Below are 20,577 nucleotides of genomic sequence, written 5' to 3' on the forward strand. Positions count from 1 at the left end.
CCCTTGCCGCCCGCCCCCGACCTCAGGACACCGTGAACCCTCAGGACACCGCGAAAGCCCCCGCCTTCCCCTGGATCGGCCTGCTCACGCTCGCCGGCGCCGTCTTCGTCTCCGTGACGAGCGAGTTCCTCCCGACCGGGCTCATCCCCGACATGTCGCGCGACCTCGGGGTGAGCATCTCGCTCACCGGCCAGCTCGTCACGATCTTCGCCGCGACCGTCGTCGTCGCGACGACTCCGCTGACCCTGGTGACCCAGCGCTTCTCGCGCAAGAGCCTCCTCCTCGTGGCGCTGTGCACCATCGCGGTCGCCAACGTCCTCGCCGCGCTCGCCCCCACCTTCGGGCTGCTCATCGGCGCGCGCATCCTCGGCGGGCTCGCCCACGGCCTCTTCTGGGCGATCGTCGCCGCCTACTCCGCGCACCTCGTCGCTCCGGAGCAGCTCGGCCGCGCGACCGCGATCACGGCGGGCGGCGGATCCGCTGCCTTCGTCCTCGGCGTCCCCCTGGGCACGGCGCTCGGGCATGCGTTCGGCTGGCGGCCCACCTTCGCGATCCTCGGCGGCGTCGTGCTCGTGCTCGCGCTGATCGTGGTGAAGTTCCTGCCCGCGGTCGACCACCACATCCCGCTGCGGACCGGCGAGATCCGCCTGCCGGCGCGGAAGGACCGGACGCTCCCGCGCATCATCGGCGTCTGCGTCGTCATCCTGCTGGTGCTGATCGGCCAGAACACCCTTTCGACCTACATCACGCCCTGGCTCGAGAACGCCTCCTTCGCCCCCGACACGGTGCCGCTCGTGCTCTTCGCGTTCGGCGGCGCAGGGGCGGTCGGACTCGTCCTGGCCGGTTTCGCGACCGACCGGTTCCCCCGCTCGGGCTTCGTGGTCGCCGCGATCGCGGTCGTGCTGGCGCTCGCGGGCCTGGCCGTCGCCGCGGGCACCGGCGCCGCCACGGCCGTGGTCGTCGCCGCGGTGATCTGGAACATCGCGTTCGGCGGCATCCCGGCGATGCTGCAGACCCGGATGCTGCGCACCTCCTCCTTCCAGCTGCGGAGCCTCGCCGCGGCGCTCCAGACGACGGCGTTCAACATCGGCATCGGCGGCGGCGCGGTCGTCGGCGGACTGGCGATCGACGCGAGCGGGCTCGACGTGCTGCCGTGGGTCGCGATCGTCATCGTCGCAGTGGGGCTCGTCGTCAGCCTGATCGTCGACGCCCGGGCGACGGCGGCGGTGCGGGCGGAGGCGGTCCCTACTCGCTGATCGTGTTGATGACGGAGGAAGAACGCGTTCCGGCGCATGCCGATCCGCGTGTTCGCGCTCGAGTCGGAACGTTCTTCCTCCGTTGTAAAGACGGCGACCCTCCTCCGCCGCGAACACAGCGGCGTTCCTCCGGCGCGAGAACGACGCCTTCCTCCATTCCGTCACGGCGACGTTCCTGCGTCGTGAACGCCGGCATTCCTCCGGCGCGAACACCGGGATGTCGTCCGCACGGCCGACGCGGCGCCGCGGGGAGCAGGGGATACGGTCGAGGGATGAGAGACGGAACCCGATGAGCCCGAGCACCCTCGAGCCGCCGCTGACCCTCCCCTACTACGGGGCTCCGCCGATGGCGGCGCTCCGCCGCTTCTTCGGCAACTACCTCCGCTTCCGCGGGAGGGCGAGCCGGGCCGAGTACTGGTGGATCATCCTCCTCGGCAGCGTCCTCACGGGGCTGCTGCAGCTCGCCGACGGCGGTCCGTGGCGCCTCGACTTCACGCTGACCCCGTACCCGAGCGGCGCGCCGTTCCAGACCTTCTGGGTGTCGCTCGCCGCGGGCGCGATCGCCCTGGCGACGTTCCTCCCGTCGCTCTCGCTGATCTGGCGGCGACTGCACGACGTGAACCGCAGCGGGCTCTGGATCCTCGCGATCCTCGTGCCGATCGCCGGCTACGTGTTCCTGCTGATCCTGTTCGTGCTGCCGCCGCGGCCGGAGGGCGCGCGGTTCGACTGAGCGGCGGACGCCTCGGCTGTGGGGGGCCGGACCCGGTCGACGAGTCGGCAGCCGGCTGCCAGGCCGGCACCTCGGCAGTCAGGTCGACGAGCCGGTCGTCAGACCGGCCCCCTACGCGCACCAGTCGCGCGAGCGACCGTTGACGCTGCGCGCGGTGTCGCCGGTGCCGAGGTCGACGAGCACGGTCGAGGTCGCGCTGAAGCCCGGCTCGCCCGGGTAGTCGTCCGGCCGGCCCTCGACCGAGACGGTCTCGACGGCGAGGTACTGCCCGTTCGGCGAGAGGCAGACGCCGCGGATGCGCCCCGTCGGCGAGGTGCGGAACACCTCCGAGGTGCCGGACGCGTCGACGCGGACGACGGAGTACTGGGTCGCGCCCGTCTCCGGCGCGTACTCGGCCTCGAGCTCGACGTAGCTCCCGGAGTCGAGGAGCAGGATCTGCACGGGCGACGCGGTCGCGCTCACGTCCGCCGGGGGGAGGGCGAGCGTCTCGACCGAGCCGTCGGCCAGGTCGATCAGCGAGCCCGACTCCGGATCGGCGACCACGAGCCGGTTCGCGCCGGGCACGAATCCGCGCAGCTCCGCGTGCTGCCCGAGCGGGCTGATCGACCCGGGCGTCAGCAGGTCGAGCAGGAGCACAGTGTCGTCGAGCGAGTGGGTGACGACCGAGGTGGTGCCGGGCACGAACATCCAGTCGCGCGCCCGCAGCGGCCCGCCGTCGATCCCGAGCACGGGGACCGCCTCGGCCTTCTGGTCGGTGAGGTCGTAGGAGTAGAGGGCGCGGTCGAGCGGGCCCGACGGCGCCTGCCCGGTGAAGGTCCAACCGAGGACGCCCTTCTCGGGCGAGGAGTGCAGCTCGCGCACGGTCCCGGGGCCGGGCAGCGGAATGACGCCCTCGGAGCCGGTGTCGAGCGTGACCGTGCGGAGGAGGTTCGTGTCGTCCGGCTCGATGGTCACGACGACCAGCACCGGGCCGACGACGGCGTAGTCCTGGATCCGGTCGGCCGTGACGAGGACCCGGGCGTCGCCTCCGGAGAGCGGGCGGACGCGGACGGCGTCGGGCTGCGAGGGGTCGTCGGCGGTGCGATCGAGGGTGAAGAGATCGGGGTCCTTCGTGGTGAAGGAGGCGGAGACGTCGGCGGCCGAGCCGGTCGCGGCGCTGCGGGCGTCGTCGATCCCGATCTCGTAGCGGGTGGCGTAGCGGAGGGTGTCGGTGAAGGTGACGGTGAGCACGCCGCCGTCGAGCTCGGCGGTGTGCGGGGCGTCCGGAGCGACGCGGACGCGGTCGAGCGCGTCGGGCTCGAGCGCCTGGTCGAGGTGCAGGCGGGCGCGGGAGCCGTCGCGCTCGACCACGCCGTCGGTGCTGACCTCGAGGGAGGCGACCCGGGGCCCCTTCGCGACGGTGGCGGCGGTCAGGCCTCCGACCGCGAGGACGAGCACCGCGACGACCGCCCAGAAGAGCCGCGGGAAGCGGGAGGCGCCTGCGGAGTCGAGGCCGGGAGCCCGCCGCGCGCCGCCATCGGCCCGTCGCCCGCTCAGCGCCGACGTGCCGCCGCCGGGAGACGCGCCGTCCTCGAGAGACGCGCCGTCCTCCGGAGACGCGCCGCGCTCGGGAGTCGCGCCGCGCTCAGTAGACATACGGCATCGCAGGCTCGTCGATCGGAGTGAGCGCCTCCGGCTCCAGCACGACCGCCTCGGCGCTGGTGACGCTCGGGTTCGCGCCGAAGCCGCCGCTCGCCTCCAGCCACTGCCCCTCCGACCAGGTGTCGGCCCAGCCGGCCTGGTACACCGGCACGCCCACCGGCTGCGCGTCCACCGCGCAGCAGGTGACGACGAAGCGGGCGATGTAGAAGACGTTCTCGGGGTCGGAGGCGTCGGGGGTCACGAATCCGCTCACCGTCGCCGTGCGGCCGGCGAGGAACTGCTCGCTCGCGCCCTGACGCAGCAGGGTCGCCCAGTCGCGCACGCTGAAGGAGGCCGTGTCGCCGGTGGGCGCCGCGGCGGTCACGGAGGCGTCGACGGCGCTGGTGTTGACCTCGCGCTGCGTCGCGGTCGAGGCGGTGAGGGCGGCCGGCGGGAGCACGAGCAGGGCGACGGCGGCGGAGGCGATCACCGCGACTCCGGCCGCGACCGCGACCACCCGGCGCCAGGGGCGGGCGGGCGCGGGGGCGTGGAGGTGCTCGACGTCGTCCTCGTGCTCGTGCTCGTGGGCGTCCTCCTCGGCGCCCGGCACGACCGCGAACGCCGCGATCAGCAGCACTCCGGCGATCACCGCGAGCGCCACCGAGAACTCGAAGTAGCGGGGGTGGATGTAGAGGCCGAGCCGGCCGGTCGCCGCGAGCCACAGGGTCGAGACGACGCCGATCAGGCTGAGGACGGCGCCCTTCCAGCGGGCGAGGAGGCGCTCAGAGCGCATAGTTCACCGCCAGTCCCAGCGCGGCGGCGGCGAGGGCGACCAGCACGGTGACGCGCACCAGCGTCGCGGCCGAGAACGTGGTGCGCAGCAGCGCGAGCATCTTGACGTCGATCATCGGGCCGAAGACGAGGAACGCGATGATGCCTCCCGGCAGGAACGTGGAGCCGAACGAGAGCACGAAGAACGCGTCGACGTTCGAGCAGATCGAGATGACGAAGGCGAGCACCATCAGCGCCAGCACCGACCAGAGCGGGTCGCCGCCGAGCGTGGTCAGCACGTCGCGCGAGACGCCGACCTGGATCAGCCCCGCGATGGCGGCGCCGACGAACAGCGCCGGCATCATCGCCCCGGTCTCCTCGGCGAACAGCAGCACGCTGCGCCGGGAGCGGTCGCGGAGGGAGCGGGAGGGCCGCTCGCCCGCCTCGCAGGCAGCGCGGAAGCGGTCGGTGAGCAGGCTCATCGGGTCGGAGTGGCGGCTGAAGATCCAGCCGACGAGGTTCGCGATCGCGAAGCCGCCGACGATGCGCCAGACGAGGATCCCGTCGGCCCAGCCGAAGGCCTGGTAGGTCGTGACGATGGTGATCGGATTCACGATCGGCGCGGCGAGCAGGAATGTCATCGACTCCGACACCGAGAGGCCCTTGACGATCAGCCCGCGCGCGAGCGGCACGTTGCCGCACTCGCAGACCGGGAGGAGCACGCCGAGCAGCGAGATCACGAGCCGCCGCGGGAGCGCCCGCTTCGGCAGGATCCTCAGCAGCACGGCCTCGGGCACCCACAGCTGCACCGCGATCGAGAGGACGATGCCGAGGAACACGAACGGCAGCGACTCGATGACGACGCTGATCGAGAGGGTGAGGAAGTCGCGCACCGCGTCCGAGAGGGCGTCGCCCGCCGCGTCCGGGGCGAGCAGGCGCGTCGCCACGAGGACGGCGACCAGGGCGAGCCCGAGGAGCGGCCCGCGCCGCGACCGCCGGGCGCCCGGGGACGCGCGGGTCGGGGCGGCGAGCGCGGATTCGGGGGACATCCCGACCCATCGTAGGCGGGGGCCCTGCGCGGGCCGGCGCGGGGCGCGGGCGCGGGGCCGCCGGGTGTCGCCCGGGGCGCACGAGAACTCGGAAGTGGCCGTACGGGAGCGCGAGTACCGCGACTTCTGCGTGATCGCGGTGTCGGCTGCGCCCGACCTGGCGAGATCCGGCCGCCCGCGAGTGTCCGATGGTCGTCGCGCTCGCGCTCGAGTGCGACGACTTCTGGACACTCGGTGCGAGGGCGGGCGCCGAGGGTCGCGGGAGGCGGGAGCGGCACTCGCGCAAAAGCCCTCCGGGTGCAGGATGAGCGCATGCCCGCCTCCCCCGCGCACCCCCTCCGCGTGCGGATGCAGCCGCGCGCGATCGACGAGGCGCACCGCGTCTCGAGTCCGCTCGAGCTGCTCGTCGACCTGACCTTCGTCGTCGCGATCGCGCAGATCGCCCAGCAGCTCGCCCACGCGACCGAGGAGGGGCACCTCGCCGAGGGGCTCCTCCCCTTCGGCATGGTGTTCTTCGCGATCTGGTGGGCGTGGATGAACTTCACCTGGTTCGCCTCCGGCTACGACACCGACGACGTGCCCTACCGGCTGCTGACCCTCGCCCAGATGGGCGGCGTCCTCGTGCTCGCGGCGGGAGTGCCGGCCGGCTTCGAGGAGGGCGACTACCGGGCGATCACCATCGGCTACGCGATCATGCGGTTCGCGCTGGTGAGCCAGTGGATCCGCGTCGCCGTGTCCACTCCGGAGCACCGCACCTCCGCCGTGCGCAACGCCGTCGGCTTCTCGATCGTGCAGGTCGGCTGGCTGCTGCGGCTGCTCCTGCCCGAGGAGGTCGGGGTGGTGAGCTTCCTGCTCCTGGTCGTCTGCGAGCTGGCCGTGCCCCTCTGGGCGCAGCGGGCGGGCGACGCGAACTGGCATCCGCACCACGTCGCCGAGCGGTACGGGCTGTTCACGATCATCCTGCTCGGCGAGGGCGTCCTCGCGGCGGTGATGGGCGTGCAGCGGGCGGTGACGGAGGCGGGCGTCAGCGCCTCGCTCGTGCTGGTCGCGGCCTGCGGGCTGGTGATCGTCTTCGCGCTGTGGTGGCTGTCGTTCTCGCATCCCTCCGGCGAGCTGCTGGAGCGGCGGCGCGGCCTCTCCTACCGCTGGGGCTACGCGCACTTCGCGGCGTTCGCGGCCCTCGCGGCGCTGGGATCCGGGCTGGAGGCGGCCGTCGCCGCGACCGCGGGCCACCTCGAGGCGTCCGACACGGTGATCGGCGCGGCCGTCGCGGTCCCGGTCGCGGTCTTCGTCCTGACCCTGTGGGCGGTGCACGCGCCGCTCGGCGAGCACCAGCCGATGTCCGCGCGCCTGGCGCTCCCCGGTGTCGCGCTGGCGCTCGCGACTCCGCTCATGGCGGGGACGCTCGGCGTGGGCGGGGTGCTGGTCGCGCTGGCCGCGGTGTCGGCGGGGCTGGTCGCCGCGGTGGTGGGGCGCGGGCGCACCGCGGAGTGACGGGGTCGGCGGGCGAGGCGCGGAGCCGTCGCGAGAGGCGCGTCCGAGGCGGTGTCCCGGCGGGAGCGGAACGCCTCTACGACCGCGCCGCGGCAGCGGCTACCCCCTGCGCGGCAGCGGCTCCGGGCGGCGGGGCACCCAGCAGCGGACGCGCGAGCGGTAGCGCTCGAAGTCGGCGCCGAAGCGGGCGGCGAGGTCCGCCTCCTCCAGCGGGCGCACGCCCTGGTTCCAGACGACGGCGCCGAGGAGCGCGTACAGCACGACAAGCCACGACGAGAGCAGCAGCCCGACCGCCGCTCCCTGCACGATGCCGGCGACCGCCATCGGGTTGCGGACCCAGCGGTAGGGGCCGGCGATCACCAGCCGGTTGGTCATCGCGATGGGCAGCGGCGTGCCGTCGCCGAGGATCGACATCGTGAGCCCCGACCAGATCCCGAGCGCGCTCGCCGCGACCAGCAGCAGGACGCCGACGCCGACGACCGCGGGCGGTGCCGCTCCGAGGCCCACGCCCCAGCGCTCCTCCAGCGCGGCGATCACCAGCGGGACGACGACCAGCGCGCCTCCCCAGAACACCGCGATCTGCGCGAGGGTCGCGGCGAGGTGCGATCCGGGTCGGCGGCCCGCGGTCGCGACGCGGAAGGAGAAGGGACCGGAGGCGATCCAGCGCGTGGGCACCCGGCCGAGCAGGAGCAGGCACGCCGCGACGACGGAGCCGCCCGCCGCGGCGATCATCGCGACGACGCCCCAGCCCGCCTCCCCCGTCAGGGTGGCCCAGACGGCCAGGGCGACCGCGACGAGGAGCGTCCAGGCCGTCGCGGTGACGGCCGCCCAGCGGATCCCGGCGGCGGCGAGAGCGGAGGCGCCGACGAACAGCGGGAGGTCGAGAGCCGCGACAGGGACGGGATCGAGGCTGCCGAGCGTCGCGATCCGCACGGCGGGGACGAGCGCCACGGCGACCCACCAGGCCGCTCCGCCGAGCGCCTGCACGGCGAAGTAGAGGCGTCCCCAGGGCATGGCTGCACGGTACTTCATAGCTGAACCCAAGGAACGACCCAGGGCGTTGACGGGCTCGGCGCCCTAGGCTCGGAACCAGTTCCCGCCGCCTCCACGAGAAGCGGCCCACCACGACGCCAAGGACGACGCCGATGAACCGCACGACCGTGATCACCGCACTCGCCTGCGGGCTCCTCCTCACCGCCGCCGCAGCCACTCCCGCTGTCGCCGCGACCTCGGACACCGCCGGGGACTCCACCCGCTCCGTCGACGAGTTCGGCGTTCTCGCCGCGACCGACGGCGACACCCTGCTGATCAACGGGCGTGCCTTCCTCCTCGAGTAGGCCCTCCGCGCCGGGCACGGCCGCGAGGACGCCACTCGCGACGCCGGCCTGCTGATCCGCCACCGCGTCGACGTCGGCGCCACCGCGGCCGTGTTCCCGGTGGCCGTCATCGAGACCACCGACGCCGACTACGCCGACTTCCTGCCCCTGTTCCCGCCGACCGTCACCGAGACCGCCGACGCCGACCGCCGATGCCGCGCCCCGATGACCGGTGGGCGAAGCCTCGCCGCGGGCGACCCCGGATCGTCATCCACCCCCACTAGGGTGACGCTACTCATGCCCGGTCCTCCGGCCGTGGACCGGATCCGACACGGATCCCGCGAGGGGTGCCGCCCGGCAGTCGTCTCGCCCGTTCGCGGACCGCCCTCCCCGGGAAGGCTCCGCCTCCCCGCGGCTGGAGTCAGCATGGAGTCCCCCTTCCCCCTCGCGCACCGGCGATCCGGCACCACCGTCGGACTGCTGTCGACCTTCCCGCCCACGCGGTGCGGGCTCGCGACCTTCACCGAGGCCCTCGGCGGAGCACTGGCCGACGACCACGGCGCCGGCATCCGCACCGTCCGCGTGATGGACGAGCTCGCCGTACCCGGATCGACGCCCGGCACGAGCGTCGTGGCCGAGCTCGTCGCGGGCGACCCGGCGAGCACCGCCCGCGCGGCCGCCGAGCTCGACTCCTGCGACGTCGCGATCATCCAGCACGAGTACGGCATCTACGGCGGACCCGACGGCGATGAGGTGATCGCGCTGATGGAGCGGCTCGCCGTGCCCGTGATCGTGGTCCTGCACACGGTGCTGGAGACGCCGACCCCCTCGCAGCGCCTCGTGCTGGAGCGGGTCGCCTCCCTCGCCGACGCGGTCGTGGTGATGACGGCCGTCGCGGCCGAGATCCTCGAGCGCCGCTACGACGTGGACGCCTCGCGCGTCGTCGTCATCGCGCACGGCGTCCCCGTCTGGAACGCGGCCGCCCGCCCCGCCGCCGCCGCGGATCCGCAGATCATCACCTGGGGTCTGATCGGCCCGGGCAAGGGCATCGAGTGGGGGATCCGCGCGATGGCCGACCTGCGCGACGCCGGCGTCTCCGCCCACTACACCGTCTACGGGCAGACGCACCCCAAGGTCGTCGCGCACGCCGGCGAGGCCTACCGGGAGTCGCTGGCCGACCTGATCGCCGAGCTGCGGCTCGAGGACCGGGTCGTGCTCGACGGCCGCTACCTCGATCCCTCCCAGCTCGCCGCGGCGGTCGCCGAGGCCGACGCCGTCCTGCTGCCCTACGACTCCCGCAACCAGGTCACCTCCGGAGTGCTCGTCGAGGCGCTGGCCGCCGGACGACGGGTCGTCGCGACGGAGTTCCCCCACGCTCTCGAGCTGCTCGGGAACGGCCGCGGCCGCACGATCGCGCACGAGGACCCCACTGCGATGGCCGCTGCGCTGCGCGAGGTGCTCGCCGGCTCCGCCCCCGCAGCCGCTCCGGCCGCCCTCTCCTGGCCCGCAGCCGCCGGCCTCTACCTCGATCTCGTCGAGCGCCTCCGCATCGAGCACGCGGCGTGACCGCGGGGCCCGCCCTCGCGACGGCACTCCCTTACGAGCACCTCGACGCCCTCACCGACGAGCGCGGACTGCACGAGCACGCGCTGCTCGACGCGCCCCGTCCCGAGCACGGCTACTGCGTCGACGACGTCTCGCGCGCCCTGATCGTGGTGGCGCAGGAGCCGGAGCAGACGTTCCGGACCCGACGCCTCACGGAGCAGTACCTCCGCTTCCTCGAGGCGGCCGCCGAGCCGGACGGCACCGTGCACAACCGGCTGTCGCCCGACGGCGAGTGGGCCGACGCCTCCTCGCTCGGCGACTGGTGGGGCCGCAGCGTCTGGGCCGCGGGGGTCGTCGCCGCGCACGCCGAGCTGCCGCTGACCCGCCGCCGCGCGATGCGGCTCTTCCTCCACCTCGCGGAGGAGCGCTCGCCGGACCTGCGCGCCATGACGTTCGCGGTGCTCGGCGCGGTCGAGGTCGTCGCCGTCCGCCCGCACTCGCTGGTCGCGGTCCAGCTGCTGCACGACGCCGCGCCGATGCTCCTCTCCTGCACGGACCAGGCCTGGCCCTGGCCGGAGGCGCGCCTGCGCTACGCCAACGGCTGCGTCCCCGAGGCGCTCCTGGCGGCCGGCGAGGCGCTGCAGGATCCGCCGCTGCTCGCGCGCGGGTTCGCCGCTCTCGCCTTCCTGCTGGGCCTCGAATCGCGCGACGGCCGCCTCTCGGTGACGGGCGTGGCCGGCCGCGGGCCCGACGAGCTCGGAGTGCTCTTCGATCAGCAGCCGATCGAGGTCGCCGCCATCGCCGCCGCGTGCGCCCGCGCCCTGACGCTCGACGAGGATCCGCTCTGGCGCGAGGGCCTCGCCTCCTGCTGGGCCTGGTTCCACGGGGTCAACGACTCCGCGACCGTGATGGTCGATCCGCTCTCCGGCGCCGGGTACGACGGGCTGGAGCCGCAGGGGCGCAACGAGAACCGGGGCGCGGAGTCGACGATCGCCGCCCTGCACACCTCGCTCGTGGTGCGGCGGGCCGGCCTGCAGCCGACGCGGCCGAGCGTCCCGGCGGCCCCCGCGGTCGTCGCCGCCCGATGACCGCAGGACCCGGGGACCCGGCGGCCGGGCTGCGGATCGCGATGCTCGCGCCGATCGCATGGCGCACGCCGCCGCGCCACTACGGGCCGTGGGAGCAGGTCGCGAGCCTCCTGACCGAGGGGCTGGTCCGCCGCGGAGTCGACGTGACGCTCTTCGCGACCGGCGACTCCCTGACGACGGCCGCGCTCGAGTCGGTCGCTCCGACGGGCTACGCCGAGTCGGGCCGCGACGGCCGCGTCTGGGAGGCCCTGCACATCGCGGCGGTCCTCGACCGCGCCGGCGAGTTCGACCTGGTGCACAACCACCTCGACTGGCTGCCGCTCGCCCTCGCGGCGCAGTGGCCCGTGCCACTCGTGACGACGGTGCACGGCTTCTCGGGGCCCGAGATCCTGCCCGCCTACCGCGAGGCGCTGCGGCATCCGCGCACCGCGCACCTGGTGTCGATCTCGGACAGCGACCGCTCCCCCGAGCTCGACTACGCGGCGACGGTGCACCACGGGATCGACGTGGACGGCTTCCCCGCCGGATCCGGAGGAGAGGATCTCGTGATCCTCGGCCGGATCCACCCCGACAAGGGCACGGCGGAGGCGATCCGGATCGCCGCCGCGGCCGGACGCCGACTCCTCATCTGCGGCATCGTGCAGGACGAGCGCTACTGGCGCGAGGAGGTCGAGCCGCTCGTCGACGGGACGCGCGTCGTCTACCGCGGCTCGGTCGGGCCGGAGGAGCGCGCCCTCGTCCTCGGCGGGGCGCTCGCACTCCTGCACCCGATCGGCTTCGACGAGCCGTTCGGCCTCTCCGTCGTCGAGGCGATGGCGTGCGGGACGCCGGTGATCGCGTACCGCCGCGGATCCATGGCCGAGATCATCGACGAGGGCGTCACCGGGTTCGCGGTGGGCTCCGCGGCGGAGGCGGTCGCCGCGGTCGAGCGGGTCGGACTCCTCGACCGCGCGGCCGTGCGGGCGACCGCGCGCCGCCGCTTCGCCGTGGACCGGATGGTCGACGAGTACCTCGCGGTGTACGCGGGAGTGCTGGGGCGCTGACGCCGGCGTCACGTCGGCATCGGATGCTCGCGTGACTCCCGGCCCGCTGCACCGAGTCGCCCGAGAAGGCTCGTTCTCGACGCGGAGAACGAGCCCTCCCGGGCGACTGAGCGATGCTGATAGGAAGAGGCCGTGCCTCGACCTCATCTCTTCGTCACCCGCGGGAGCCTCCTCCACTTCGCCTGCGACGCGTGGCTCCTGCCGACGGACCGCTTCCTCTCGTTCACGGACTTCTGGCGCGGGGTGCCGCAGCTGGAGGATCGCGCACGCGCCGCGCTGACTCCGGAGTTCTCGGACGGCCGACAGGCGGCACTGCCGCTCGCGCCGCGCGACGGCGAGCCCACTCCCGTCCTCACCGCCGTCCCCGATCACGCCGTGCGCGACGCCGAGGACAGCGAAGGACTCGCCGACATCGCCCGCCGCCTCCGGACCTTCGTCGAGGTCGCCGCGCGGACGGCGACGAGAGATCGGCGCACGAGGCGGCCGCTGCCGCTCCTGGCCGTGCCGCTCTTCGCGACGGCGGGCGGCGGATCAGGGACCCTCCGCGACGCCGTGCTCGCTCAGCAGCTCCGCGTGCTGCGGGAGGCCGCCGAGGCGTTCGAGGTCGACATCGCGACCGTCACCCTCCGCGCCGACGTCCACGCCTTCGCCCAGTCCAGGCGGCGACTCGATCCCGCGACGTCCTGGCCCGAGCTGGAGGCTCCGGCCCTCGAGGAGGCGCAGAGCCTCGCCGAGCGCGCCCGGCGCCGCCGGCTCGTGCCCTTCCTCGGCGCCGGGACCAGCGTCAGCGCCGGCGGCCCCTCCTGGGACGGACTGCTCGAGGAGCTCGGCCGCGAGATCGGACTCGACTCCGAGACGTCCGCGGTCCTCAGCGGGAAGAACGTGCTCGACCAGGCGTCCTACCTCGCGACGCTCTTCGACGAGGAGAAGCCCGGACGGTTCGCCGAGGCCGTCGCCCGTGAGATCGGATCCCTCGAGCGGTACGGTCTCGCGCCGGCGCTCCTCACCGCGATCGACTCCGAGCAGGCCATCACGCTCAACTACGACCGCCTCTTCGAGACGGCGTCCGAGGACGCGGGCGTCCCCCGCGCCGTCATCCCCGGCGACCACGAGGGCGACCACGAGCGCTGGCTGCTCAAGCTCCACGGCACCGTCGACGACCCGTCCTCGATCGTCCTCACCCGCGATGACTACCTCGGCTTCGATTCCTCCCGCCGCGCCCTCTCCTCGATCGTGAAGGCCACCCTCGCGACCCGGCACCTGCTCTTCGTCGGCTTCGGCCTCACCGACGACCACTTCCACGAGATAGTCCACGACGTCCGCCGCGCGTTCCCCTCCTCCGCCTCAGGAACGCTCGCGACCGCCCTCACCCTCTTCGCGGATCCGCTCGACGAGCGCCTCTGGCAGGGGAGGCTGCGGCTCGTGCCGATGCTGCCGGTGCCCCACGATCCGTCCCGCGTCGGCGAGGCCGCCCGCGTCCTCGAGATCTTCCTCGACGCTCTGGCCGCCTTCGCGACGGACGCCCACTCGTACCTCCTTGCACGGGGACACGAGAGCGCGATGACCGAGGCGGAGCTGCGGCTGCGGGAGCGGTTGACCGCGCTGCTCCGGGAGGCGACGGCGGAGGAACGGGCGACCGGGGCGTGGCAGGAGGTCGCGGGGATGAGTGAGCGGCTGGGTGGGGAAGGGCGCTAGCTCGGACAGCGCTCGTCGCTCGAGGGCCGAACGGCCGAGCCGGCGGTCGTCGGCGAGTCCTGCGCGAATGGACGAAGGACCAGCGGATCGACTGATCGCGGGCGAGAGGTCACCGACCTCCCGCCCGGCACCGCTCAGACGGCGTCGTGGAGCTCGACGTTGTCCTGATACTCGAAGTGCGTCTGGACGCGATCCGAGACGTCGATGTTCTGCAGCTTGCTGGACGCTGGGATGAAGCCCACCAGACCAGCTGCCGTCTCACCGGCCTGAGCCGTCCGGTAGACGAACTTGAGGATCGCGTCGTTGCGGGAGTGGTAGCCGTAGACCGCTTCGTCGACCGAGGCGGTCAACGAGTCCCAGTTGCTCTTCGCACCGATCGCGGTGCCGAGGAGATGTGCGGCCTGGATCCGCGGCCCTCCGGGCTTCGTGCCCATGGACTGCGCGGCGACGACCATCGCCCTCGCTCCCAGACTGTGACCGATGAGCACGTACGACTCCGCGTTCGTGCGTGCAAGGAGATCACCGATGATCACGCCGGTCTTGTCGGCGCGGTTCTTCGCGACGTGCCAGGGGTTCCTCGCGAGGTCCGAGGCGATCATCGCCGGCCCGGCGACGCCTCCAAGAAGCTTCGCCCCCGCCTTGTGCCCGAGCGCCGCCGCTCCTCTGAGCAGCCCCATGGCGACGCCCTTGCCTGCTGCGCCCAGGGCGAGATCCGTCAGATCCCGCAACTCCTTCGACCCCCATCGGACGCGGTAGACGGGCGAGTCCGGGTAGCGGGAGTCGACGATCGACTTCCACTTGCCCCATCGGTCTCCCTCACCGTCGGTGAGGAACCCGTTAGCGACGACCACGGGGACGCCGCCCGTTCCCGGACGGAGCAGCTCGATCTGGAACGACTTGTCCTCGCTCAGGTAGGCGTTCGCGACCGATGCCCCGAGGACACCTCCCACCGCCGCTCCGACGGCCGTCACGACCGCCGTGCCGCCGGCCATGCCGAGCCCGCCCGCTGCGAGGGTGCCGCCGCCGAGCAGCGCGAGTCCGTGTGAGCTCGCCGCTGCGCCGGTGAATCCGCCGAAGACGCCGAGCGAGCCGATCGCGCCGCCGATGGCGGGAGCGGCGAGGAGAGCGACCGGCGCCGCCATCGCGAGGACAGCGATGCCGCCCACGATGATCTTGGAGGTCGCGTCGAGGTCGGGCTTCTCGTATTCGAGGAAGGCCTCGTAGTCGTGCAGCTCGCCGAAGGTCCCCTGGGCCTTCTCGAAGCCCGGGATCTCGTGCTTGTGCTCGGCGCAGAACTGGGGGACGCGCAGAGCGCCGCGCTCGCGCACCGCCATGTTGCCGCAGCCGACAGCCACGCACGGGAGCGTCGCGGATCCGCAGCCCTGGCAGACGTACACCGGAAGCTGCCCCGCGGGACGGTTGGACTTCCGGTGCTCGGTGTTGAAGAAGCACGACGAGCACCATCCGTGCTGGACGTCCAGCAGCGAGACGTCGTCTGCGACGTCCGCGATCCACTGCGCCGTCTTCGCGTACGTTTCGGCCACTTTCTGTGCGGTCCGCCGCTCCTGCTCCACCTGCTGGAGAGCGGCCTTCTGCTCGGCCGGATCCGAATACGCGAGAGCCTCGGCATTGGACGTCATGCGGGCGCGATACCAGGTCTTGGCGTACGCCCACATGTTGCTGCGCAGTGCAGGATTGCTCTCGAGAACGCCACCGCTCTCCGTCACCGGCGCGAGATCGGTGAATTCCCCCGCAAGGGAGAGAGTCGCCCCCTGATCCGAGACCACATCCACTCGGAGACGGGTTCCTTCGACGACATAGGCGTGCAGTGAGCCGGGCATGGGTTGATCGTGCCATACCGGTCGAGGTCCGGTTCGCTGCGGAAGGGCTGTCGCTTCCTTCTCGATCGGTCGCCGTCCCGTTGGATTCTCCGCGCTCATCGCGTCGGACTCTCCCCCATACCAAGACCGGAGCAGACGGACTCGAAGACGGTCAGTGACACCCCCTCTTCTCCCGGCGCGAGAAGGGAGCCGATGCGGTGAAAGTCGGTACCGTCCGACAGACTCACCGGAACGACGAAGGGGACGAAGTGCAGTTCACGATCAACGGCGCCACCTACGAACTCACACGGGAACAAGTCGAGAGCACCCTCGCCCGTACCGCGCCGGCCGAGGTGAGCACGTACTCCGTCGAGGTGAGCGGCAGCCGCTTCCCCGTGAAACAGGTGATCTCCGAGGTCACCGGTCTGCAGAGGAGCGAGTTCACCTCCGGCCAGGCACAGCGGGTCCTCACAGGGCTCGGATTCCTGGTGCTCAGCACTGCTCCGGGAGCTCGAGGGCGCATCTCCGGTTCCACGCGGTCCTTCGACGGCGTCGAGTGGGGGCTCGCCGCATCCGAGCACGGTTACGAGGAAGCGTCCTCGGGCAAGCTGCATCTCCCAGGATGTGCTCACGGCGTGACGACTCCGATCCGCATCTGGGCCCAGGACGAAGTGCTGAAGGCCTGGGGTGCTGCGCCGGATGTCGATCTCAGGACGCTGACGCGACCGGGATGGTGCTCGGACTGCGCGGCCATAAGAGGAACGACCGACCCCGGCGTTCCAGCGGAGCAACCGGAGACGTCCGGACGGACGGGCCGGGCGGAGCGGACGGCGATCGCGCAGGCCGCCCGGGTCGTCCTCGACGGTGGTCTCCGACGCCAGGCCTCCGCGTTCGACGGCCGGACCGTGACCTGGACCGCTGATACTGCGGCGGCACTCCGGCGAGCGATCGAGACACCCGGGTCGACCGGCACTTTCCGTGAGCGGATCGCCGAGCAGATGACTGATCAGCCGAGGGCGGTCGTCCTGCTCGCCGCTGAGCTCTGCTTCCTGCAGCGCCTCCCCCTCATCAACATCCGGGCGCAGACGAAGCTCGCTCTTCTGCAGGAGATCCTCGACGTGCTGCCCGATCGCCCCCGGGTCCCTGATGTGATCGTCGACGCCCTCGACACTCGCGGCGTCTTCAACGGCGGTCAGGGGTTCAACCAGCAGATCGCACAGCATCTCCTCTGGTTGTGCGATTTCGTCCGGCAGTGGGACGCCCTCGCGTCCGACGATCGCGAAGCCGCGCTCGGCGATCCCTGGCTCTTCCGCGACCGCACGCTCGACATACAGGGTGATGCTCCACCGATCCGGAGCTCTCTGCTCGCTCTGGCCTGGCCGAGCTGCTTCGAAGCAATCGTCTCCGTCGCGCAGAAGCACGCGATCCGCGACGCCTTCGCGGGAGCGCTCCCGACGGTGACGGACGACGTCGACCGCGATCTGCTCGCTCTGCGGGACAGCCTCGACCCGAGCGGCGAGCTCGACATCGCCTGGTACTCGCCACCGTGGGACGCGGAATGGTGGCTTGCGGCACCGCCGACCGAGCATCGCGGCTGGGCCGTACCCTCGGCCGCTCCCGGCGCGCCACTCGCCCTCCCAGGCCTCCACGTCACGCTCCCGCCGGATGGCGGTCGAAGCGGCATCCGCGACGAAGCGCTCCGTTCATGGAGAGACTGGCCGACGTCCGGGGCCGGTCCGCGACCGCTCATCACCGATCTCCTCACCGAGGTGGATTCGGCTGCGCAGTTCCTCGTGACGATGGCGGCCGGCGACCAGGTCTTCGTCGACGGCTCCGACGACGTGCACTGGGGCGTCATCGGAGAACTCGATTCCCGAGGACGACGCGGCGTCGACTGGCGAACGCCGGTCTCGAGGTCGGAGATACCGAACGCCGTCCTCGACGTCCTGTCCGGCAGCGCTCCGATCACCGACGTCGGCTTCCTGATATCGCCGCCGATCGCACCGACGCCCGCACCTCCGCTGTCCGGCCCCCTCCGCCTCCCCCGCAGCACGCCCGAACTCGCGGGTCGCCTGCATTACGACTCACTGTGGCTGAACGAGGTGCTGGGTCTCCTCGAGGAGCGTCGCCAAGCGATCTTCTTCGGGCCTCCCGGAACGGGCAAGACCTATCTCGCCCGTGCTCTCGCCGACTTCATCGCGCCGAAGGGCGCGGTCCGCATCGTCCAGTTCCATCCCTCCTACTCCTATGAGGACTTCTTCGAGGGGTTCCGGCCGACGGTCGATGAGAAGGGGTCCGCGAGTTTCCGACTCGCACCGGGGCCGGTACGTCTTCTCGCTGCTGCGGCGGCGGCGAACCCGACAGTGCCGCATGTGCTGATCATCGACGAGATCAACCGGGCGAACATCGCGAAGGTGTTCGGCGAGCTCTACCTGCTCCTCGAATACCGCGACGCCGGGGTCTCACTGCAGTACTCGCCGGAGGAGGACTTCCGTCTGCCCGAGAATCTCTTCGTCATCGGAACGATGAACACGGCAGACCGCTCGATCTCCCTGGTGGACGCGGCGATCAGGAGGCGGTTCTCGTTCGTCGAGCTGCACCCCGCAGAGGAGCCGGTACTCGGCCTGATCGAGCGATGGTCGAAGGCACAGCACCATGAGATCAGCCGAAGTGCTCTGCTGAGGCAGCTCAACGAGCGGATCGGCGACCTCGACCGCGATTTCCAGATCGGCCCGTCCTACCTCATGGGCGCTTCTGCCCGCACGGACTCCGGATTGGCGAGGATCTGGGAGTACGACATCCTTCCGCTGCTCGACGAGCACTACTACGGACGCTTGTCTCGCGCGGAGGTCCGGGCGACGTTCGGTCTCAGCGCTCTCGAGCCCGGTGCTGTCACGGATCCGGACGAAGCGGTCGACGACGCTCCGGCCGGATGACCCGCGTCGAGTTCGACGAGAACGGCGGCTGGACGGCGGTCTCGTTCGACCCTGAGGTCATCGGTCGCGTATGTAGCGCAGGGCTGCTCGAATCCCGCATGACAGCGTCAGGCGCCGAGGTGAAGCCTCAGCTCAACAGGATCGGGGCGATTCGGATCGATGGCGACGAGGTCGTCGTCCGTCCGAAGGCCGCCTTCTCCTCGGTGCTCTTCATGCTGGGGTACGCGGCGGACCCGGGCTTCCGACCGGAAGAGGTCTCCGGCGACGGCAGGGAGATCTTCCCCGCGGTCGCCGAGACGTACGCGCGCATCGCGGAACGTGCACTCGGGCACGGCCTCCTGCAGGGGTACCGACGGTACGACGAGAGCGCCATGACGGTGCGCGGGCGGGTCCGGTTCTCCGACCAGATGTCGCGCCGCGGCGGACGACTCCTCCCGATCGAGCTGACGGTCGACGACTACTCGGCCGACATCGTCGAGAACCGGATCCTGCGTGCGGCCGGCCGGCTGCTGCTCGCCGTGCCCCGCGTGTCGCCGGACGTCCGGCGGCGCCTGGCGCACCTCGACTCGAGACTGTCGGAGGCGGCCCTCCTGCGGCCAGGGACGATGACGCCGTCGTGGCAGCCGTCGCGGCTGAACCAGCGCTATCAGCCCGCCCTGCGCTTCGCCGAACTCGTGCTCGCACGCATCACGCCCACCACGACGAACGGCGGCCACACCGTCGCCTCCTTCGTCGTCAATATGGCGGAGGCGTTCGAGGCATTCGTGACCACGACTCTGAGCAGCGCTCTCTCAGAGGTCTCGCGGGGCGTCAGTATCGGTCAGTTCCCCGCTCATCTCGATCTCGAACGACGCCAGCCGATCCGACCCGACTTCGTCCACGTCGCCGGCGGCCGACCAGTGGTCGTCATCGATGCCAAGTACAAACTCGGACCACCGAGGGTCGAGGACCTCTACCAGATGCTGGCCTACTGCACAGTGCTCGGGCTGGCTGAGGGGACGCTCGTCTACGTCTCGAGCGCCGGAGACACGAGTGACCGGACAGCGACGGTGAAAGGCTCCGGTGTCGTGGTTCGGACGGTGCGGATCGACGTCACGAGGCCGCCCGCCGAGATGCTCGCTCAGCTGGACGACATCGGTCGAGCGGCTGCCAGGCGGGCAGGGATCAATACTTCTTCCGGCCTCTGAACTCCGCGCCTCGTCGTAGGGCCGCCTGCTCCATCGGACGACTCAGCCCAGACGGCCCGCCGCCTCAATCCCGCCCCGCACCCCACTCCCCCAGCAGCTCCCGCTCCCGCTCCTCCCCCAGCCCGGCGCCGCGTCCCGGCACGTGCGCGGCCGCCGCGTCCCGCAGCGTCTCGGCGAGGTTGCGGCGCTCGAAGCCCGCGGCCTCGGCCCGTGCCGTCGAGCGGGTGTTCATGCCGCGCCAGTCCGGGTCCGCGATCCACAGCGGGAGCGAGCCGGGGCCCGCCCACTGGCCGACGCCGCGCTCGAGCAGCCACTCCTCCGGCACGGCGACCGGCTCGGCGGACGACCCGCCGCGCGCCACGGCGAGGTGCTCGCCGAACGGCACAGGGGTCCCGCAGACGTTCATCACGCCCTCCACCCGCGCCTCGGCGGACGCCGCCAGCCAGGCGGCGAGGTCCCGCACGTCGACCACGGACGCCGGCAGCTCGGGCGCATCCGGCACCAGCACGGGCCCGGACCGCGTGCGGAAGCGCCAGGGCCAGTAGGAGGAGCGGCTCGTCGGGTCGCCGGGGCCGCCGATCAGGCCGGCGCGCGCGATCAGGGACGGCGCGGATCCGGCCAGCACGGCCTGCTCGCAGGCGGCCTTCGCGGCGCCGTACGAGGCGGGGTCGTCGGAGGGAGCGAGCAGCTCGGCGTCCTCGTCCGCGCCGACGACCGCGTTCTCGGCGTAGACGCTCGTGGTCGAGACGAGGACGTAGGCGCTGCAGCGCAGGTCGCGGACGGATCGGCGGACGTGCTGCGGGGTCGAGGAGACATCGATCACCGCGTCCCACGATGCCGCAGCCGCGGCGTCGAGAGCGTCGTCGCGGTCGCGGTCGGCCCGGACCAGAGACACCCCCGCCGGCACACCCGTCCCCCGCGCGAGGCAGGTCACGTCGTGGCCGCGCCGCAGCGCCTCCGCCGCGAGGTGCCCGCCGAGCCAGCCCGTGCCTCCGAGGATCAGCGTTCTCATCCCCGCATGCTCGCA

General features: G+C 72.3%; 16 protein-coding genes. 10 read left to right on the plus strand and 6 right to left on the minus strand.

Translation table 11 applies throughout. The annotated features are described in order from the left end of the window. The coding region (locus C5C10_RS14150) for an MFS transporter (protein ID WP_219813269.1) at positions 1-1,256 on the plus strand (1,256 nt) is incomplete at its 5' end. A gap of 289 nt (positions 1,257-1,545) precedes the next feature. Beyond that, a complete protein-coding gene (locus tag C5C10_RS14155; protein WP_104250042.1) occupies positions 1,546-1,986 on the plus strand; it encodes a DUF805 domain-containing protein in 441 nt (146 codons plus the stop codon). A 111-nt stretch (positions 1,987-2,097) separates the two neighbouring features. Here C5C10_RS14155 and C5C10_RS14160 read toward each other — a convergent pair whose 3' ends face one another. Genes C5C10_RS14160 through C5C10_RS14170 form a run of 3 tightly spaced genes read right to left on the minus strand, consistent with a single transcriptional unit; the run spans position 2,098 to position 5,426 of the window. Further along, on the minus strand, positions 2,098-3,621 hold the full coding sequence (locus tag C5C10_RS14160) for a hypothetical protein (RefSeq protein WP_104329550.1): 1,524 nt from the start codon (positions 3,619-3,621) through the stop codon (positions 2,098-2,100). Then, the gene (locus C5C10_RS14165) at positions 3,611-4,399 is read right to left on the minus strand and encodes a TIGR03943 family putative permease subunit (RefSeq protein WP_104329551.1); all 789 of its coding nucleotides are present in this window, start codon (positions 4,397-4,399) and stop codon (positions 3,611-3,613) included. The genes C5C10_RS14160 and C5C10_RS14165 overlap by 11 nt, the downstream gene beginning before the upstream one ends. Beyond that, positions 4,389-5,426: a permease gene (locus C5C10_RS14170; RefSeq protein WP_104329552.1), complete on the minus strand. Its 1,038-nt coding sequence runs from the start codon at positions 5,424-5,426 to the stop codon at positions 4,389-4,391. Before C5C10_RS14170 ends, C5C10_RS14165 begins: the two co-directional genes overlap by 11 nt. Before the next feature lie 312 nt (positions 5,427-5,738). On the opposite strand from C5C10_RS14170, the gene C5C10_RS14175 reads away from it, so the two are divergent. Continuing rightward, entirely contained in the window at positions 5,739-6,920 is a 1,182-nt protein-coding gene (locus tag C5C10_RS14175) for a low temperature requirement protein A (RefSeq protein WP_219813270.1), read from the plus strand. A 99-nt stretch (positions 6,921-7,019) separates the two neighbouring features. Here C5C10_RS14175 and C5C10_RS14180 read toward each other — a convergent pair whose 3' ends face one another. Then, positions 7,020-7,934 carry an isoprenylcysteine carboxylmethyltransferase family protein gene (locus C5C10_RS14180; protein ID WP_104329553.1) on the minus strand — a complete coding sequence of 305 codons (915 nt, stop codon included), beginning with the start codon at positions 7,932-7,934 and terminating at the stop codon, positions 7,020-7,022. A gap of 131 nt (positions 7,935-8,065) precedes the next feature. Here C5C10_RS14180 and C5C10_RS14185 point away from each other — a divergent pair, with 131 nt between their 5' ends. The 5 genes from C5C10_RS14185 (at position 8,066) to C5C10_RS14205 (ending at position 13,607) form a co-directional block, all read left to right on the plus strand. Further along, positions 8,066-8,257 carry a hypothetical protein gene (locus C5C10_RS14185; RefSeq protein WP_104223384.1) on the plus strand — a complete coding sequence of 64 codons (192 nt, stop codon included), beginning with the start codon at positions 8,066-8,068 and terminating at the stop codon, positions 8,255-8,257. A 405-nt stretch (positions 8,258-8,662) separates the two neighbouring features. Then, a complete protein-coding gene (locus C5C10_RS14190; RefSeq protein ID WP_104329554.1) occupies positions 8,663-9,802 on the plus strand; it encodes a glycosyltransferase in 1,140 nt (379 codons plus the stop codon). Next, entirely contained in the window at positions 9,799-10,869 is a 1,071-nt protein-coding gene (locus C5C10_RS14195) for a glycosyltransferase (RefSeq protein ID WP_181073471.1), read from the plus strand. Before C5C10_RS14190 ends, C5C10_RS14195 begins: the two co-directional genes overlap by 4 nt. After that, entirely contained in the window at positions 10,866-11,912 is a 1,047-nt protein-coding gene (locus C5C10_RS14200) for a glycosyltransferase family 4 protein (protein WP_258060602.1), read from the plus strand. Before C5C10_RS14195 ends, C5C10_RS14200 begins: the two co-directional genes overlap by 4 nt. Positions 11,913-12,044: 132 nt before the next feature. Next, entirely contained in the window at positions 12,045-13,607 is a 1,563-nt protein-coding gene (locus C5C10_RS14205) for an SIR2 family protein (RefSeq protein ID WP_104329555.1), read from the plus strand. 134 nt (positions 13,608-13,741) lie between these two features. Here the strand turns inward: C5C10_RS14205 and C5C10_RS14210 are convergent, their stop codons facing one another. Beyond that, a complete protein-coding gene (locus C5C10_RS14210) occupies positions 13,742-15,547 on the minus strand; it encodes a DUF726 domain-containing protein (protein WP_104329556.1) in 1,806 nt (601 codons plus the stop codon). A gap of 149 nt (positions 15,548-15,696) precedes the next feature. On the opposite strand from C5C10_RS14210, the gene C5C10_RS14215 reads away from it, so the two are divergent. Together C5C10_RS14215 and C5C10_RS14220 are read left to right on the plus strand one after the other, a co-directional pair. Beyond that, positions 15,697-18,363, plus strand: a complete 2,667-nt coding sequence (locus C5C10_RS14215; RefSeq protein ID WP_104329557.1) for an AAA family ATPase — start codon at positions 15,697-15,699, stop codon at positions 18,361-18,363. Next, the gene (locus tag C5C10_RS14220; RefSeq protein WP_104329558.1) at positions 18,360-19,550 is read left to right on the plus strand and encodes an McrC family protein; all 1,191 of its coding nucleotides are present in this window, start codon (positions 18,360-18,362) and stop codon (positions 19,548-19,550) included. The genes C5C10_RS14215 and C5C10_RS14220 overlap by 4 nt, the downstream gene beginning before the upstream one ends. A 64-nt stretch (positions 19,551-19,614) precedes the next feature. Here the strand turns inward: C5C10_RS14220 and C5C10_RS14225 are convergent, their stop codons facing one another. After that, on the minus strand, positions 19,615-20,562 hold the full coding sequence (locus C5C10_RS14225; protein ID WP_104329559.1) for an NAD-dependent epimerase/dehydratase family protein: 948 nt from the start codon (positions 20,560-20,562) through the stop codon (positions 19,615-19,617). Between the last annotated feature and the right edge of the window lie 15 nt (positions 20,563-20,577).

The organism is Rathayibacter sp. AY1A3 (assembly GCF_002930975.1).
Taxonomy (GTDB): domain Bacteria; phylum Actinomycetota; class Actinomycetes; order Actinomycetales; family Microbacteriaceae; genus Rathayibacter.